Consider the following 16064-nt stretch of genomic DNA (forward strand, 5'->3'; position numbering starts at 1 on the left):
GCGACCCTCCGCGATCGCACGCACCAGACGCCGCGGGCTGATCCACAGAGATCGGGGGCACACCCCCTGGCCCCCGCCCGCTGCGGGTACGGTGTCGTCCCACAGGAGCCACCTGGCCCGGACCGGGAGAACGATGAGCAGCGCCCAGGACCACCTCACCCACCTCGACCAGACGGGCGCGGCGCGCATGGTCGACGTCTCGGACAAGGACGTCACCGCGCGCACCGCCCGCGCCAGCGGCCGTGTGCTCGTCGCCCCGCGCGTCGTGGAGCTGCTGCGGGGCGAGGGCGTGCCCAAGGGCGACGCCCTCGCCACCGCGCGGATCGCGGGCATCATGGGCGCCAAGCGCACCCCGGACCTGATCCCGCTGTGCCACCCGCTCGCCCTCTCGGGCGTGACCGTGGACCTCGCGGTCGCCGACGACGCGGTGGAGATCACCGCCACGGTCCGCACCACCGACCGGACGGGCGTCGAGATGGAGGCCCTGACGGCGGTCACCGTGGCCGCGCTGACCGTGATCGACATGGTCAAGGCCGTGGACAAGTCCGCGGTCATCGCGGACGTACGGGTGGAGGAGAAGACAGGCGGGAAGTCCGGCGACTGGAGCCGGGCATGAGCGGCTCGCCGGCGTACCGCGCCCTGGTCGTCACCGCCTCCAACCGCGCCGCCGCCGGGGTCTACCCGGACAAGGGCGGCCCGCTGCTGGTGGAGGGGCTTACGGCGCTGGGCCTCGACGTCGACGGGCCGCGCGTGGTCCCCGACGGGGACCCGGTGGAGGCGGCCCTGCGCGAGGCGGTGGCCGCTTCGTACGATGTCGTCGTGACCACGGGCGGTACGGGCATCTCGCCCACCGACCACACCCCCGAGGCGACCCGCCGTGTGCTCGACCGCGAGATCCCGGGCATCGCGGAGGCCATCCGCGCCGAGGGGCTGGCCAAGGTGCCCACTGCGGCGCTCTCCCGCGGGCTGGCCGGAGCCGCCGGGAGCACCCTGATCGTCAACCTGCCCGGCTCCACCGGCGGCGTACGGGACGGGCTCGCGGTCCTCGGGCGGATCCTGCTCCATGCCATCGAGCAGATCCACGGCGGCGACCACCCCAGACCCGCCGACCCTCCCGATACCGACGGCCCCTCGGCCACCCACACCGGTACTGCCGGTCCTGCCGGTCCCGCCGGTCCTGATCCCGCCGGGAGCGCGCGCTGAACGCGCCCTGGCCGGTCGTGCTGGCGGACGGCGACACGGTCCTCCGCCCCATAAAGCTGCGCGACCAGCGTGCCTGGCGTGAGGTCAACCAGCGCAACCGAGAGTGGCTGCGCCCCTGGGAGGCCACCATCCCGCCGCCTCCGCCCGGCGGCCCCGTCACCCACCGGCCCACCTACCGCCAGATGGTCCGCCATCTGCGCGCCGAGGCGCACGCCGGGCGGATGCTGCCGTTCGTCGTGGAGTACCGGGGGCGGCTGGCCGGACAGCTGACGGTGGCCGGGATCACCTGGGGCTCGATGTGCTCGGGCCATATCGGCTACTGGATCGACGAGGCGGTCGCCGGCCGGGGCGTCATGCCGACCGCCGTCGCCCTCGCCACCGACCACTGCTTCCGCGCGGTCGGACTGCACCGCATCGAGGTGTGCATCCGGCCCGAGAACGGGCCGAGCCGCCGGGTGGTGGAAAAGCTGGGATTCCGCGAAGAGGGGCTGCGCCCGCGCTACCTCCACATCGACGGCGCCTGGCGGGACCACCTGGTCTTCGCGCTCACGGCGGAGGAAGTGCCGGAGGGGTTGTTGGCCCGGTGGCACCGGATGCGACCTGGCGCATCGCAGAAATAAAATATGTGTTCGAATTCAGTGGGCCAATTGAGCACATTACCGGACTGGTCATCGCACCAATCACAAAAAAAGTTCGAGATATCAGCCAGATCGTGCGACACACCGCGCCAATTGGCAGATGGCCTCGCGCGGACCCCTCTACCGTGTGACCGTGAGCAGCAGTGGCCTCATCTACGCAGTCATCGTCGGGGCCTGGGCCGCCTATCTGGTGCCGATGTGGCTCCGTAGGCAGGACGAGCTCAACGAAGCCCGTCCGACGGAGCGCTTCAGTACCGCCATCCGGCTGCTGTCCGGACGGGCGGGCATGGAGCGTCGTTACGCCAAGGAGCGGGCGGACCTGGAAGCCCTCAGGGGTCCGGCGGAACCGGAGGGGCGCGCCTCGGATGCGGACCGCCCCGAGGCCGGGGGAGACCCGGCCGACCCGGACCGGCGCGGGACGGACTCGGACCGGCGCGCGGTCGACTCGGACCGGCGCGGGACGGACCCGGACCGGCGCGTGGTCGACCCGGACGCCGTGACCGACGCGGTCGACGTCCGGGCCTTCGCCGACCCCGTGACCATGCGTGCGCCCGTGCCGCCCCACGCAGCCCCGCCCGCCGAGGGCCCCGCCGCGCCTCCCTCCGGCTCCACCGCCCAGCCGTCCCCGGCCGCCCAGCCCCCCACCGCCGCGGCCCGCAGCCGGCGCGCGAAGGTGCTTGCGCGCCGTCGGCGCACCACCATCATCCTGTTCCTCGCCTTCACCCTCGGCGCGGTCGTCGCGGCGGTCGGCGGCCTCGCCTTCCTGTGGGTCCCGGGCATGCCGGCCGTCCTGCTGAGCGCCTACATCGCCTACCTGCGCACCCAGGAGCGCCGCCGCTTCACCTTCACCATGGACCAGCGCCGCGCCGAGCTGGCCGCCCAGCGCCTGCGCGAGCGCCGCCCTCACCCCCGCCCGCCGGCGGACGGCCCCGCCGACGACGACCACCCCGCCGAGCCGCCCGCCCGCCTCGACGCGGACCGCGCCGCCCCGGTGCCCTCCCCGCACGCGGCGGGCCGCCGCGCCCTGGTCGAGCAGACCGACCACGCGGAGTGGGTCGACCAGCAGCGGGAGCGTGAGCGCGGCCCGTCCACCGGCGAGAGCTGGGAGCCGGTGCCCGTCCCCCTCCCCACCTACGTCACCGCGCCCGTCGCCCCCCGTGCCACCGGCAGCGTCGACCTGGGCGCCCCCGACGCCTGGAGCTCCGCCCGCTCCAGCACCGCCGAACCCACCCAGGCCCCCGACGCCGCCCCCCACCACCCCCCGGCCCCCCGCACCCCCCGGGAACGGGGCCGCACCCCCCTCTTCGACCAGTACGCGGACGACGACCGCCCCCGCGCCGCCAACGAGTGACCCCGCCCGCTCCGGCCCCGCGCATCGGCACTCCCCGACCGGCACTCCACCGCCACTCCACCCGCCACTCCACTGACCAGCGGGGACCGCCCGGGGGCCGACGGGGAACGGATTTCCAAGCACCCCGACGGGGATGCTAGAGTTTCACTCGCTGCAAGGGCCTGTGGCGCAGACTGGTAGCGCACCTCGTTCGCATCGAGGGGGTCAGGGGTTCAAATCCCCTCAGGTCCACCCAGCTCAAAGCCCCCGCCGGGGAAACCCGGCGGGGGCTTTTTTGGCGCCGTACAGCAGCGAAATACAGCGGAAGCGACAGGAGGAGCCTGAGCCGAGACGGACGACTAGCACCGCTAGACAATGAGGCGACGCTAGGTCTAGCATTGCTAGAAGTTAGAGCGGTGCTCGACAGGGGGTCGGTGCCGCGAGAAGAGGAGATCACCGTCATGCCTACCGCTGCCACCGCTGCCGCCACCGTCATCACCTGGGCCATCGCCATCGGGATCATCTTCGTCGGCTCCCGCATGATGTGGGCCCCGCAGGCCGCGGCGGACTTCGGCATCCCCGGCACCCGCACCGAGGACCCCGCCACCCGCGCCTGGCTGGCTGTCCTGGGCGGCCGCGACATCGGCTACGGCCTCTTCCTGCTGATCGCGCTGATCGGTGGAGACACGCACCTGCGCGGCTGGATGATGCTGGCCGGTTCACTCGTCACGCTCGCAGACGCACTCATCACGAAGCTCAGCGGCGGACCCGCCAAGGCGTACTACGGCATCCACGGCGGCACGACCGTGGTCATGGCCGCGGCCGGCGCCGTGCTGCTGCTGTCCTGACCGCGGCGCCGATGCTTCGCCGCACAGCTCAAAGCCCCCGCCGGGAAGGCCGGCGGGGGCTTTCCCGTGTCGGGGCGCGGCTACGGAACCGCTAGAAGGTAGGTGGGGCCAGCGGGAGGGTCTCGTACGTGCTGTGCGGGTAGAGCCATGGGCTGCCGGCGCCGGCTTGGAGGCGGTCGAGGGCGATGAGTGTGTCGGCGGCGGTCTTGCAGCGCGGGTGGCGGGTGGCGAAGGCGGCGATGCGGGGGCGCTGGGTGGGGAGCCAGGTCGCGATGGTCTGGGGGTCGCCGTCGTGCCAGGACCAGAACCGGAAGTCCTCCCAGAGGAGGTCGGTCGCCCAGTCGAAGGCGAGGCGGACGAGGCCGGCGTCTGCCTGGGGGCCGGGGACGGCGGCGAGGTGGTCGAGCCAGGGGAGGAGGTCACCCGTCGCGTGGGCGATTCCCTCGATGAGGTCGGTGATGTGTCCCAGAGACCGGCCGTCGATCAGGGCGAGGGTCAGCAGCGCTCGGAAGGCCTGCTCGACCGCGGCGCGTTCGGGGGCGGGCCAGGTGGTGAAGTCGGCGCCGTCGCGGCCGAGGCGGCCGATCTCGCGGGCCGGATCGATGTCGGTGCCGTCCGGGCCCCAGTAGCGCAGCGCGCGGGGCATGAGGCGACGCCACAGGAGGGGGTATTGGTCCTTGTCCCAGTGGCTGGCGACCTCGCCCAGGAAATTCTCGAGGACGTCATCCGGTACGGCGGCGGGATCGCCGCCGAGAAGGCGGAGGTCCGATTCCGGGGTGCAGTAAGTGCAGCCGTGCACCGGGCGGTCGAGGGTGGGCGGGTCGGCGAAAACCCGGTCGGCTTCGGCGAGCGCCTGCCGCCACATCGCGTACGGATCCAGGGCGCGGGGGGCGGGCGAAGTGGCAGCGGGATCGGACACAGTACGGCCTACCGAGGGGACTCCGCGCAGCGCGACTGGCGAAGAGCGGGACTTTAGCACTCGGCGATCCGGGGCGATCACGGCGGCCGGAGATCCTGGCGGTGCGGAGTATTCTCAGCCGGGGCCGGGCCCGTGCGGGCCGGGGATCGGGGGAGCGCGCGTCGTGTTGCGGTTGGAGGACGAGGATCCGCGACAGGTGGGCGGATATCGCCTGTTGTTCCGCCTGGGCGCGGGCGGCATGGGCCGGGTGTATCTGGGGCGGTCGGCCGGCGGGCGCTATGTGGCGCTGAAGATGGTGCATCCCTGGCTGGCCTCGGCGCCCGGGTTCCGGGAGCGCTTCGCGCGGGAGGTGCGCGCGTCCCAGGCGGTGTCCGGGCGGGGGACGGTGAAGGTGGTGGCCGCCGACGTCGACGCGCCGGCGCCGTGGCTGGCCTCGGCGTATGTGCCCGGCCCCGCCCTGGCCGAGGTCGTGGGCGAGCACGGTCCGCTTCCCGAGCCTTCGCTGTGGCGGCTGCTTTCGGGGCTGGCCGAGGCGCTCGACTCCGTTCATGGCAGCGGGCTCGTACACCGCGACCTGAAGCCGTCGAACGTGCTGGTGTCGCAGGACGGGCCGCTGCTCATCGACTTCGGGATCGCTCGCGCGGCCGACGAAACCGCGCTCACCGGCACCGGCCTGGTCGTGGGGTCCGCCGGCTACATGTCGCCGGAGCAGGCGGAGGGCCGGGAGGTGACACCGGCGGCGGATGTCTTCTCGCTCGGGACGGTGCTGGCCTTCGCGGCCACCGGCCGCGGGCCGTTCGGCACGGGCTCCGGACCGGAGTTGCTGTACCGGGTGGTGCACCGGGAGCCGGACCTGGAGGGCATGCCCGAGGGGCCGGCCGCCATCGTCCGCGACTGCCTGAGCAAACGGCCCGAGGACCGCCCCTCGGTGGCGGAGTTGTACGCCCTCGCGGCCGAGCGGGACGCCGACGGGCGGGACTGGCTGCCGGGGCCCGTCAGCGCGCTGATCGCCCGTCGGGCCGAGCACCTGCTCAACCTGGAGAGCGCCGACGTTCCGCACCCGCCGGAGCCCGGCCGGGCGGCGGCGGGTGTTCTCCCTCCGACCAGGGTGGATTCGCGGGCCGGGGGGCCTGGCCCGGGTGCCGGTTCTGGTCCGGACGCTGGTCTGGGCTCTGGTCCTGGCGCCGGTCCGGGTGTCGGCCCGGGTGTCGGTTCCGGCCAGGGTGTCGGGCCTGGTGCCGGTCCGGATGTCGGCTCTGGCCTGGGTGCTGGTGCCGGTTCCGGTCCGGGGGTCGGTCGGCAAGGCGGCGACGACCCGCCCTCGGCCGGGGCGCGCCTCAGCTCGTGGGTACGCGGAGGGGGACTGGGGAACCCGGGGCCCAGCATGTTGGGGCTGGTCCCCATGCTCGCCCTGCTGCTGATGGCCCCCAAGCTGCGCACCATCGTCCGCGACTACCCCGAGACCCCCGACAACATCGACTTCGGCGGGCTCTCCGAATGGGCCCAGCACAACGACTGGTTCATGCCGGCGCCCGTTCTGCTCCTCATCGTCCTGGCGGGATTGCAGTACACGGGCGCCCGGCTGCAGCGGTACCGCGAGTGGGGCGTACGGCTCTGGGCGGTTGCCGGGGCGCTCTACTGGCTGGCGTGGGCGGGCGCGATCGGCCTGAGCACCGCCTGGTTCCTGGGCATGGACGACGGCCTCAGCGGTGACGCGGCCAGCCCGCACACCAACGGCGCCTTCATCGCGGCGCACATATGTGTGGGGCTGGCCCTCTTCGGCAATGCCATCGCCGCGCCTTTCGTCGGCATCGGTGCCGTGAAACGGCTGAACCGCGCGCTGACGGAGGAGGTCACCGCGGGGCATCCGTAACGCCGGCCCCTTGGGGCCGGATGCGGCGGAGGGCGAGCAGGCCGCCGATGCCGGGGATGAGGGCGCGCCAGCGGGCGGCGGGGGTGGCGCCGGGGGTCAGCCAGGCGCAGGCGGCGATGGTGGCGAGGTAGGCCGTGCCGTGGACGGGGCCGCCGAGGGCGGTGACGGCCCGGGTGTGGACGGTGGCCAGGTTGGCCAGCAGGACCACCAGGGACACCGCCTCGACGGCGGCCGCGATACGCAGCGTACGCACGGCGGTCACGCCCCCGTCGTGGAGCCGGGGCGGACGATCATCAGGACGACCACGATCGCCCACAGCAGATTGAAGATGCCGGTCGTCATGGCCAGCCGGCTCGCCGCCGCCCCCGTGTCCTCGGTGGCGGCGGTCGTGCCGTCCGGGGAGGTCAGCAGGCGTTGTTGACCGGGGAGGACGGCGAGGATCAGGAGGGCGGCGGCGATCGCGGTCAGCGCGATCGAGGTGAGGAGCCAGGCGTCGGTCAGGACGCCGAGCTGGGCTCCGGTGGCGAGCCCGAAGACGGGGACGGCCAGGCCGACGACGGCGTAACCACGGCATATGCGGTGCAGGAACGCGGCGATCGCGGGGCTTCGCCGGTCGGTCGGCGCCTGGCCGTCGGTCGGCTCCTGATCGTTGCCGGTTGTCCGGTCGTCGGTCGGTGGGTGGTCGTGGCCCGCGTCGCGGGCGAAGCGCGGGAAGAGGGAGGCGGCCACGGCGATCGGGCCGATCGCCAGGATCGCGGCCAGGACGTGCACGGACAACAGCAGCTTGGTCACTGCGACTCCGTCGTTGGGCAACCTATATGTTGGCAGCCAATATATAGGCCATCTACCTCCCGATGGGTAGGCTGCCTACATGAAGGGAGACGCGGTGCGCGGGCACCTTGACGCGCTGCTGCTGGCCGCGCTGGAGCAGGGGCCGCTGCACGGCTACGCGATCATCACGGCCGTCCAGAAACGCAGCGGCGGCGTCCTGGAGCTGCGCACGGGCACGATGTATCCGGCGCTCAACCGGCTGGAGCGGCTCGGGCTGTTGCGCAGCGACTGGCAGTCGGCCGGTGAGCGCCGTCGCCGCTGCTACGAGCTGACCGACGCCGGGCGGCGCGCCCTGGGCGAAGAACGCACGGCTTGGCGCGAGCTCACCGCCGCGATCGGTGCCGTACTCGACCCCTCTCCGGCGCCGGGGCCGGCCACATGACGGCCCTCGAACGGTCCGCCGGCCCCGGCCTCGGGCCCGGTTCCGGGCCGGGATCCGGCCCCGATCCGATCGACGAGTACGTCGCCGCCCTGGCGGCGGTCCTGCACGGCCCGGCCCGGGCCAAGGCCCGGATGGTGACCGAGGCGCGCGACGCCCTGACCGACGGCGCGGCGGACTTCGCCCCTCACCTGGGCCCCGGTGACGCCGCGCGCCGGGCGATCGACGACTTCGGGAGCGTGGAGGAGGTCGCGCCCGCCTTCCAGCGGGAACTCACCATCGCCCAGGCCCGGCACACCGCGCGGGCCGTCGCGCTCACCGTTCCGTTCCTGATGGTCTGCTGGTACTGGACGACGGCCGTCGGCCAGGGCCGGCAGCTGCCGCATCACGCGCAGGTCCTGGCCGCCCCCTTGGGCGGGATAGCGGCCGCCGTCGCTCTGCTGGCGGCGGCGTCGCTGGCCGCCACCGGTGTTCTGGCCCGCCGGCTGCCCGTCCCGGACCGGCTCCCGCTGATGGTCGCCTGGACCGGGACCACCGCCGGTACGACCCTGGGGATCAGCGCGCTGACCCTCACCGCCGTGTCGGCCCTGGCCGGGAACTGGCTGATCAGCGGGCTCCTCGGGGTCCTCACCGTCGTCTCGCACGCGAGGGTCGCGGCCTCCGCCCGCGCGTGCCGCCAGTGCGCCCGCCTCCCCGTGGGCCGACCCGCGATCTGACCGGGGTGGTCAGCCCACGCGTTCGACGACGGCCCGCCGGATGAGGAACTTGCCGGGCTCGCGCACCTGCTCGAAGGCGGCGTTGTTCAGCAGGGCGCAACTGCCCGAGGGCGAGGTCACGGTCACCGTGGTCGACTTGTTGTTGTCGAGGTTGGTGACCTTGAGCCGGGTGCCGATCGGGAACTGGTTGCTGGAGGCGGCGGGCGCGCCCTCTTCGCCGGAGAGGGTGACCGTGGAGCCGGGGCAGACCACCTCGCCGGATGCCTGGCCGGCGCCACCGCTCGGCTGCCCGGCGCCCGTGGTGGGCGCGGTTGGCTGCTCCGTGGCTGTCGGTGCGGTCGTGGGCGCGGTCGTCGTGGGGGCGGAGGGTGTGATGGTTCCGGTGCATCCCGCCACCTGACGGCGCTGCTGGATCTGCTTCACGACCTCTTGGCGGTTGGCGATTCTGGCCTCCGACTGGGCGTCGGGGTCCGCCCGCTGGGCGGCGATGAAGTTCAGGTTGTTCCGCAGCGCGGTGTCGAGCCCCGCGCAGTTCTCCGTGGGCGCCTTGGCCTGAGCGGTCTCCGACGCCTGGCTGACTCCGACGCCGACGGCCAGGCCGCCCCCGACGAGTCCTGCCGCCCCGAAGGCCAGGGCGATCTTCTGGGGTCGGCTCATGCGGCGCTTCCGGGACATGCGGAACTCCTCGTCTGATCGGCCATGCCGGGCGGTGCCTGTCGCAGCCGGAGATACGGCCTCGCGCGGCGGACCGTTCAACGAGGCCGAGATTTTTACGGGTTGGTGCTGGTCAGGCCCCCGCTGGTCAGGCCTCTGCTGTCAGGGCCCCGCTGGTCAGGGCCCCGCTGGTCGGGGCCCCGCTACGGGCGTGGGGCGGCGCACAGCCCCCGCTCGGTCAGCCAGCGTGTGAGGGCCTCGGCGCGCAGCAGCGGGAGCTGCCCGCCCCACGCGCTCCAGTCCAGCCCGCTGCCCAGGTGCAGTCTCAGCACGGCCAGGGTGCGCCGCGACGGGTCGCGCACCAGGAACTCCACATCGCCCCAGCACATGCAGACGAATCCGGCGCCCGCGCGATCGACCTCCAAGAGGCGTGCCAGCTCCGCCAGTTCGCCAGGGTCGCCGACGATCCGCTCGCCGTGGCCGGTCAGGTCGCGGATCGTGACCGTGTCGGCGTGCGTCCAGGGGATCTCGGTCGGCGCGGGCATCGTCTGTCCGATCTCAGGGGTGGAGGGCCGGGCCGACATCCTCCATGACCAGATTCGGGAGGACGGCCAGGGCGACCTGCCGGGGAGCGGCGTGGGGCGTGGCGGTCCGCTCCGCGAGGGCGGGGCGCCAGGAGGTCAGGCGGCTCAGGGCGGTGGCGAGGCGGGTCTCGTCGTCGTGGAGGAGCGCGGAGATGAGGGCGAGGGCGTCGGCGCGGGGCGAACCGGCGGGGGCGGGCAGGTCGTTCAGACGGTCCGCGAGGTGCGGGGCGAGGGTGGTGAGCGCGCTCGCGGGGGTCGTGGTGGGGAGAGCGGGGGGTGCCTCCGGCGGTGCCGTGGTGGCGAGGGTGGCAGCAGCGTCTGCCGGTGCCGTGGTGGGGAGGGCGGTGGTAGCGCCCGCCGGTGGCCCCGAGGCTGCGGCGGCGAGGTCGGCGAGGGCGTCCCCCCAGGCTGATGCGGCCAGGTCGGCAGGAATGTCCTCCGACACCGCCGCGGTGAGGGCGGCGAGTACGAACCGGGCCGCGTCGCTCTCCTCCTCCCCGCGGGTCAGGAGGCGCGGCAGCGCGCGGCCGATGGCCCGCCGGGTCATGTGGACGGCGGCGGGCTCCTGCCAGGCGCCGCCGAGCGCCGCGATGCGGTCGGCCGCGGAGGCGGCGAGCGAGGGGCCGGTGGCCGCGAGCCGGAGAAGGTCGCAGAGCACGATCACCCGGACCCGGGCCGGAAGGCCGCCGTCGCCCGCCAGTTCGGCCAGGAAGGGGACGGCCTCGACGGTGTCGTCCGTGCAGGTGCCCTGGTGGGCCACGGCGTCCGCCAGGTCGCCCAGGAACGCGCCCGTGGTCTCGTACGGCTCCCCGAAGGCGAAGTCCTCCTCGAGCAGCCACCCGACGGAGTCGGGCGCGTCCTCGGCGCTCCCGTACCTCCGCTCCGCCACGGCCACCACTGCCCGGACGACGTCCTCGGGCCCGTCGTCCGGCCCGCCCGACGCCAGGCCCGTCCACCGCGGCCCCCGGTCGGGCGGGGCCGGGTCGGTGGGCAGCGGGGCCGGCGGTGGGACCTCGGCCGTGGGGTGCTCGTGCACCAGCCCCTCCCGGCTGAAGACCTGCTGCAGGGTGGTCGCGTGTCCCTCGGCGCAGCCTTGGTGGAACCCGCCGTGGGACCGGGCGACCCCGGCGATCCGTATCCGCTCGCCCCTCAGGAACGGCTCCAGCGCCAGCCGCTCGTGGCCGGTGTGGACCGCCAGCGAGAACACCTGCCACCAGCCGGTCAGTTCCGGGTCGAGCGACGGCTTGCCGTACCAGAAGCTCGAAGGATCGGACCGGAAGTGGTCATGAGCCCGTACGGCCACCAGCCGGTGTCCGAACGCGGCCAGCTCCGACGCGGCCTGCCGCGCCGCGTCCTCACTGGGCAGGCACAGCGTGTGCTGGACGGCCCACGCGGGTGGGGAGGCGCCGGCCGGGTCCGTGGATGTCATGGCTCGATGATGCACCGGGCCACCGACAGCGCCGCCGAAAAGCCGGCCCCGTGCCCCCTGCGGCTCGACGAGAACCGGCTCGACGAGAACCGGCTCGACGAGAACCGGCTCGGCGAGGACCGGCTCGGCGAGGCCGACGAGGCGTGCCCCGTGGCCACGCCGGACCTCGCGCCCGCCTTACGCCGGGGACATCACCTCGTACAGATTGCCCGTGGTGTCCTGGAAGAACAGGCCGCGCGGGCACAGGGGGTGGTCGGTCCGGCCGTTGTCGGGCTCGGTGGGGTCGCTGCCGTAGGGGATGCCCGCCGTGCGGATGCGGGACAGGATCGCGTCGAAGGTGGCCGGGTCCACGTCGAAGGCCAGGTGGTGGCCTTCGGGGTCGGGCGTGGTCATGAAGTCGAGGGTGAGCGTGTCGTTGACCCGCACGGGGGCGAAGTGGCCGTTGCGGCCCGCCGGTGGCAGCTCCTCCAGGCCCATGACCGAGGCGAAGAACCGGGCCGCCTCGCGGTGGTCGGTGGCGGGGACGATGGTGTGGTTCAGCGTGACGGTCATGTGTCGCTCCCGGGTGTTCTGAGGGTGCCGTGCAGAAGGACGTCGACGAACTCGGCCGGATCGGCCTCGGCGCCCTCGGCGCCGAAGTGGAGCTGGGTGAAGAGCATGCCGAGGAAGATCGAGGCGACTCTTTCGGGGGGCAGGCGCAGGGCCGCCCGGTCGGGTTCGACGAGTTCGGTCAGGGCGTCGCGGGTCGCCCGCATCGCCGCCTCCCGGCTGTCCGCCGGCCGGTCGCCGGAGGCGCGGTCGCCGGGGGATCGGCCAGGGGGGCGGTCGCCGGGGGGTTGGCCGGGGGTGCGGTCGCGGCGGTGGCCCGAGGCGTGGAGCGCTCCGGCCACCGCGCCCATGCGCGTCAGGTGGGCCCGCATCGCCTCGGCCGCCTCGGTCAGTCGGTCGGCGAGCGGCTGGTCCAGGGAGATGGAGGCCAACTCGCGCTGCACATGCTGAGGATTCATCGCCTCGGCCGTACAGGCGGCCAGCACTTCCTCCTTGTCCTTGAAGGCGCGGAAGATCGTCGCCTCGCCGATGCCGGCGGCGCGGGCGATCTGCGCGGTCGTCACCGCGGCGCCGTACTCGGCGACCAGCGGCAGCGCCGCCGCGACGATCATCGCCCGGCGCTGTTCGGTGCTCATGCCCGGCGCGCGCCGCCGGGCCGGGGGTTCTGCCATGCCGTCAACCGTACGGAGTGAGTACTCACTCCGTCAATGTGATGTCATGGAATCGTGCCGACGCCGTTGGTGTTGTGTGCGAGCCGCGGGCCGGGCGCGGGCCGCCGCCAACGGCGCGGGCATAGTGGGGGCTTGCCCCGGAAGGGGTACGTGCGTACGTACGCACAGCACACGGCGCGGCGCCGCACCAGCACCAGCACCACGCCGGCACCACACAGGGGGGATAGGGCTCCATGCCATCGATATGCCGCTCCGCCGCGGCCGCCGCGGCGGTGGCCGCGCTGCTCGCGGTCTCCGCCACGGCCTGCGGGCCGGGCGACGACAACGCCGGGCCCGCGCCGGGCGCTTCGGCCGCCGCCCAGGACAAGACCCAGGACAAGGCCGAGGACAAGGCCGAGGACGGGCTGAAGCTCCCGGACGGAGTGCCGACCAGCCTGGACGAGCTGAAGAAGTGGAAGGACGGCGGCTGGAAGGACTGGGAGCACTGGGCCCGCAAGGCCACGGAGTTCGCCAACCCCGTCATCAAGGACTTCTGGCAGCCGTCCAGGATGGCCGAGGCCAAGGACTCACCGAACACCGTCACCGCGCAGAGCGCCGGCGAGGACCAGCCGGCCACCGACCCCGAGCCCCCCGCGACCCAGGCGGTGCAGGTCTCGCGGCCGTACCACCAGAACATGGCGCCGGTGGGGAAGGTCTTCTTCGACAGCCCCGAGGGGCCGATGGTGTGCTCGGGCACGGTCGTCGACGACCCGGCCCACCCGGGCAGGTCCAACCTGGTGTGGACGGCGGGCCATTGCGTCCACTCCGGCAAGAGCGGCGGCTGGATGCGGAACATCGTGTTCGTGCCCTCGTACAACGACAACGGGCTGCCGGCCGACCGGGCCCAGGCGGCCGCGAGCCAGGAGGTCGCCCCGTACGGCGTGTGGTGGGCGGACTGGTCGCAGACCTCCTCGCAGTGGATCGACGAGGGCGGCCACACCGGCAACGTCGGCTCGGCGTACGACTTCGCGGTGCTGCACGTGAAGCCGGAGGACAGCGGCGGCAAGTCGCTGCAGGAGACGGTCGGCGCCTCGGTGCCGGTGTGGTTCGACGCGCCGCCGGCGGCCCGGGTCGGCTCGGTCGGCGCGTACGGCTACCCGGCCGCGCCGCCGTACGACGGGGCGCTGATGTTCAGCTGCCTGGACCGGCCCGGGCGGCTGTCGTTCTCGCCGACCGCGCCGACGATGTACCGCATCGGCTGCACGATGACCGGCGGCTCCTCCGGCGGCGGGTGGCTGGTGAACCGCGGCGGCAGGACAGTGCTGGTCTCCAACACCTCCATCAGCTCGAACGCGCACACCTGGCTCGCGGGACCGCGTCTCGGTGGCGAGGCCAAGGGGGTGTTCGACGCGATCAGCCGGAAGTTCGCGGCCACCGGGTGAGCCACCGGGTGAGCCGGCGAGGTGAGCCGGCGAGGGCAGGCTGCGAGGGCAGGTTGCGAGGCGAGTCCCGGGGGCCGGCCGCTACGCGCCCCGCAGGGGCTTGGCGTAGCAGCGGCTGGCCTCCTCGAAGCGGTAGAGCCCGAACTTGGGCGTCGGCGCGTAGCCGGAGGAGGTGTAGAGCGCCATCGCCTCCGGCTGCTCGGTCCCCGTCTCCAGCACCATCCGGACCCGCCCCGCCGCGCGGGCGCTGTCCTCCAGCGCGGCCAGGATCCGGCGCGCCAGGCCCTGCCCCCGTGCCTCGCGGACCACGAACATCCGCTTGATCTCGGCATCCCCGTCCGAGTAGCCCTCCTCGTCGCGCTCCCGGCTGCGCCAGCCGCCGCTGGCCACCGGGCGGCCCTGGGCGTCGTACGCGAGGAGGTAGAGCCCGTGGGGCGGATCGAAGTGGGCGGGGTCCATGACGGTCAGGTCGCCCTCGCCGTAGCGCTCGACGTATTCGGCCTGCACCTCGTCGTTGAGCTTGACGGCGTCCGGGTGGTCGTAGCGGATGGGGCGGATATCCATGCGAGGGATCGTACATTCATGCGGTACGGCGGGGTGCTCGTTTTTTCTGGCGTATCGTGCCGGAATGCTCACCGTGACCACCGTGAATGTAAACGGGCTGCGCGCCGCGGCCAAGAAGGGCTTCCTCCCCTGGCTCGCGGGCACCGCCGCCGACGTGGTGTGCCTGCAGGAGGTGCGCGCCGAGCCCGGTGAGCTGACCGCGCCGGTCCGCGAGCCCGACGGCTGGCACACCGTGCACGCCCCGGCCGCCGCCAAGGGCCGGGCCGGGGTCGCCGTCTACACCCGGCGCGAGCCGGAGGGCGTACGGGTCGGATTCGGCTCCACGGAGTTCGACGGCAGCGGCCGCTATCTGGAGGTGGACCTGCCGGGGGTCACGGTCGCCAGCCTGTACCTGCCCTCGGGGGAGGTCGGCACGGAGCGGCAGGAGGAGAAGGAACGCTTCATGGGGGAGTTCCTGCCGTATCTGAAGGAGCTGCGCGAGCGGTCCGCCGCGGGCGGGCGCGAGGTCCTGGTGTGCGGCGACTGGAACATCGCGCACCGGGAGGCCGACCTCAAGAACTGGAAGGCGAACCGGAAGAAGGCCGGGTTCCTCCCCGAGGAGCGGGCGTGGCTGAGCCGCGTGTACGAGGAGGCGGCGTACGTGGACGTGGTGCGCGAGCTGCACCCGGACGTCGAGGGCCCGTACTCGTGGTGGTCGTACCGGGGGAAGGCCTTCGACAACGACGCGGGGTGGCGCATCGACCTGCTCGTCGCCACCAAGGGGCTGGCCGAGCGGTGCGTCAAGGCGTACGTGGAGCGGGCGGCGACCTACGACCAGCGGTGGAGCGACCACGCCCCGGTGACGGCGGTCTTCGGCGCCTGACTCCGCCAGGGCGGTCCCGGGCTGGGATGCTGTGACGATGAGCACTTCGGCACAACAGCCCCTCGCGCGGGACACGGCCTCGGCACCCGTGGACTGGGAGCGGCGGGCCGCGGACCTGTGGACCGCCTTCGACGACCACGACCCGGCCGACTTCCTGGCGGCCATGACGGCGCTGGCCGCCGAGCTCCCCGCCGGCGACCCGGTCGCCTCCTTCGAGCTGGCCTCGGCCTACGACGCCACCGACCACGAGGAGCGGGCCGCCCCGCTCTACCGGGCGGCCCTGGACGCCGGCCTGTCCGGCCCGCGCCGCCGCCAGGCCCGGATCCAGCTGGCCAGCACGCTGCGCAACCTGGGCCGGGCCGAGGAGGGCGTCGCGCTGCTGACCGCCGAGCGGGAGGCGGGGTCCGACGAGCTCGACGACGCCGTCGCCGCGTTCCTCGCGCTGGCGCTCGTGGACGCCGGGCGGGAGCGCGAGGCGGTGGCCCTCGCGCTGTCGGCCCTCTCCCGCCACCTGCCGATGTACAACCGCTCGCTGGCCCACTACGCCGACGAGCTCGCCGCCCGGGCCGGGCGCTGACCGGGCGGACGGGCGG

General features: G+C 73.7%; 20 protein-coding genes and 1 tRNA gene. 12 read left to right on the forward strand and 9 right to left on the reverse strand.

Annotation, left to right across the window (positions count from 1 at the left end; translation table 11 throughout):
* The first annotated feature begins 133 nt into the window (after window positions 1-133).
* The 6 genes from moaC (at window position 134) to BBH68_RS17550 (ending at window position 4019) form a co-directional block, all read left to right on the forward strand.
* On the forward strand, window positions 134-616 hold the full coding sequence (gene moaC, locus BBH68_RS17525; RefSeq protein WP_065963481.1) for a cyclic pyranopterin monophosphate synthase MoaC: 483 nt from the start codon (window positions 134-136) through the stop codon (window positions 614-616).
* Window positions 613-1203 carry a MogA/MoaB family molybdenum cofactor biosynthesis protein gene (locus tag BBH68_RS17530; protein ID WP_065963482.1) on the forward strand — a complete coding sequence of 197 codons (591 nt, stop codon included), beginning with the start codon at window positions 613-615 and terminating at the stop codon, window positions 1201-1203. Before moaC ends, BBH68_RS17530 begins: the two co-directional genes overlap by 4 nt.
* Window positions 1200-1823 (forward strand): GNAT family N-acetyltransferase, encoded by a 624-nt coding sequence (locus BBH68_RS17535; RefSeq protein WP_065963484.1) that lies wholly within the window; start codon window positions 1200-1202, stop codon window positions 1821-1823. Before BBH68_RS17530 ends, BBH68_RS17535 begins: the two co-directional genes overlap by 4 nt.
* A 151-nt stretch (window positions 1824-1974) precedes the next feature.
* A complete protein-coding gene (sepX, locus tag BBH68_RS17540) occupies window positions 1975-3192 on the forward strand; it encodes a divisome protein SepX/GlpR (protein ID WP_065963580.1) in 1218 nt (405 codons plus the stop codon).
* Window positions 3193-3349: 157 nt separating this feature from the next.
* Window positions 3350-3423: transfer RNA gene (locus BBH68_RS17545), tRNA-Ala, on the forward strand.
* Between the two features lie 209 nt (window positions 3424-3632).
* Window positions 3633-4019 (forward strand): DUF4267 domain-containing protein, encoded by a 387-nt coding sequence (locus BBH68_RS17550; protein WP_065963486.1) that lies wholly within the window; start codon window positions 3633-3635, stop codon window positions 4017-4019.
* A 91-nt stretch (window positions 4020-4110) separates the two neighbouring features.
* Here the strand turns inward: BBH68_RS17550 and BBH68_RS17555 are convergent, their stop codons facing one another.
* Complete coding sequence (locus BBH68_RS17555) at window positions 4111-4938, reverse strand: hypothetical protein (protein WP_245738094.1); 828 nt, start codon at window positions 4936-4938, stop codon at window positions 4111-4113.
* Window positions 4939-5134: 196 nt separating this feature from the next.
* Between BBH68_RS17555 and BBH68_RS17560 the strand changes: the two genes are divergently transcribed.
* Complete coding sequence (locus tag BBH68_RS17560; protein WP_065963491.1) at window positions 5135-6811, forward strand: serine/threonine-protein kinase; 1677 nt, start codon at window positions 5135-5137, stop codon at window positions 6809-6811.
* On the opposite strand, the gene BBH68_RS17565 is transcribed toward BBH68_RS17560, so the two are convergent.
* Together BBH68_RS17565 and BBH68_RS17570 are read right to left on the reverse strand one after the other, a co-directional pair.
* Complete coding sequence (locus BBH68_RS17565) at window positions 6792-7064, reverse strand: DUF3817 domain-containing protein (RefSeq protein WP_065963582.1); 273 nt, start codon at window positions 7062-7064, stop codon at window positions 6792-6794. The genes BBH68_RS17560 and BBH68_RS17565 overlap by 20 nt on opposite strands.
* Before the next feature lie 5 nt (window positions 7065-7069).
* Window positions 7070-7603, reverse strand: a complete 534-nt coding sequence (locus BBH68_RS17570) for a hypothetical protein (RefSeq protein WP_065963493.1) — start codon at window positions 7601-7603, stop codon at window positions 7070-7072.
* A 79-nt stretch (window positions 7604-7682) separates the two neighbouring features.
* Here BBH68_RS17570 and BBH68_RS17575 point away from each other — a divergent pair, with 79 nt between their 5' ends.
* Both BBH68_RS17575 and BBH68_RS17580 read left to right on the forward strand, forming a co-directional pair.
* A complete protein-coding gene (locus BBH68_RS17575) occupies window positions 7683-8024 on the forward strand; it encodes a PadR family transcriptional regulator (protein ID WP_065963495.1) in 342 nt (113 codons plus the stop codon).
* Complete coding sequence (locus BBH68_RS17580) at window positions 8021-8737, forward strand: hypothetical protein (RefSeq protein WP_065963497.1); 717 nt, start codon at window positions 8021-8023, stop codon at window positions 8735-8737. Before BBH68_RS17575 ends, BBH68_RS17580 begins: the two co-directional genes overlap by 4 nt.
* A gap of 9 nt (window positions 8738-8746) precedes the next feature.
* Here the strand turns inward: BBH68_RS17580 and BBH68_RS17585 are convergent, their stop codons facing one another.
* The 5 genes from BBH68_RS17585 to BBH68_RS17605 all read right to left on the reverse strand — a co-directional run bounded on the left by BBH68_RS17585 (window position 8747) and on the right by BBH68_RS17605 (window position 12624).
* Window positions 8747-9412, reverse strand: a complete 666-nt coding sequence (locus BBH68_RS17585; protein WP_065963499.1) for an RlpA-like double-psi beta-barrel domain-containing protein — start codon at window positions 9410-9412, stop codon at window positions 8747-8749.
* Window positions 9413-9594: 182 nt separating this feature from the next.
* Window positions 9595-9936, reverse strand: a complete 342-nt coding sequence (locus BBH68_RS17590) for a hypothetical protein (protein ID WP_141713015.1) — start codon at window positions 9934-9936, stop codon at window positions 9595-9597.
* 13 nt (window positions 9937-9949) lie between these two features.
* A complete protein-coding gene (locus BBH68_RS17595; RefSeq protein WP_065963504.1) occupies window positions 9950-11404 on the reverse strand; it encodes a hypothetical protein in 1455 nt (484 codons plus the stop codon).
* A 177-nt stretch (window positions 11405-11581) separates the two neighbouring features.
* Entirely contained in the window at window positions 11582-11956 is a 375-nt protein-coding gene (locus tag BBH68_RS17600; protein WP_065963507.1) for a VOC family protein, read from the reverse strand.
* A complete protein-coding gene (locus BBH68_RS17605; protein ID WP_065963508.1) occupies window positions 11953-12624 on the reverse strand; it encodes a TetR/AcrR family transcriptional regulator in 672 nt (223 codons plus the stop codon). Before BBH68_RS17605 ends, BBH68_RS17600 begins: the two co-directional genes overlap by 4 nt.
* A 233-nt stretch (window positions 12625-12857) precedes the next feature.
* Between BBH68_RS17605 and BBH68_RS17610 the strand changes: the two genes are divergently transcribed.
* Window positions 12858-14045, forward strand: a complete 1188-nt coding sequence (locus BBH68_RS17610; protein WP_065963509.1) for a trypsin-like serine peptidase — start codon at window positions 12858-12860, stop codon at window positions 14043-14045.
* Window positions 14046-14126: 81 nt separating this feature from the next.
* Here the strand turns inward: BBH68_RS17610 and BBH68_RS17615 are convergent, their stop codons facing one another.
* Window positions 14127-14609 (reverse strand): GNAT family N-acetyltransferase, encoded by a 483-nt coding sequence (locus BBH68_RS17615; RefSeq protein WP_065963512.1) that lies wholly within the window; start codon window positions 14607-14609, stop codon window positions 14127-14129.
* A 64-nt stretch (window positions 14610-14673) separates the two neighbouring features.
* On the opposite strand from BBH68_RS17615, the gene BBH68_RS17620 reads away from it, so the two are divergent.
* Both BBH68_RS17620 and BBH68_RS17625 read left to right on the forward strand, forming a co-directional pair.
* Window positions 14674-15471 (forward strand): exodeoxyribonuclease III, encoded by a 798-nt coding sequence (locus BBH68_RS17620; protein WP_065963513.1) that lies wholly within the window; start codon window positions 14674-14676, stop codon window positions 15469-15471.
* Between the two features lie 37 nt (window positions 15472-15508).
* Window positions 15509-16048, forward strand: coding sequence for a tetratricopeptide repeat protein (locus BBH68_RS17625; RefSeq protein WP_065963515.1), 540 nt, complete (start codon window positions 15509-15511; stop codon window positions 16046-16048).
* Window positions 16049-16064: the final 16 nt, after the last annotated feature.

The organism is Streptomyces sparsogenes, from assembly GCF_001704635.1.
Lineage (GTDB): Bacteria > Actinomycetota > Actinomycetes > Streptomycetales > Streptomycetaceae > Streptomyces > Streptomyces sparsogenes.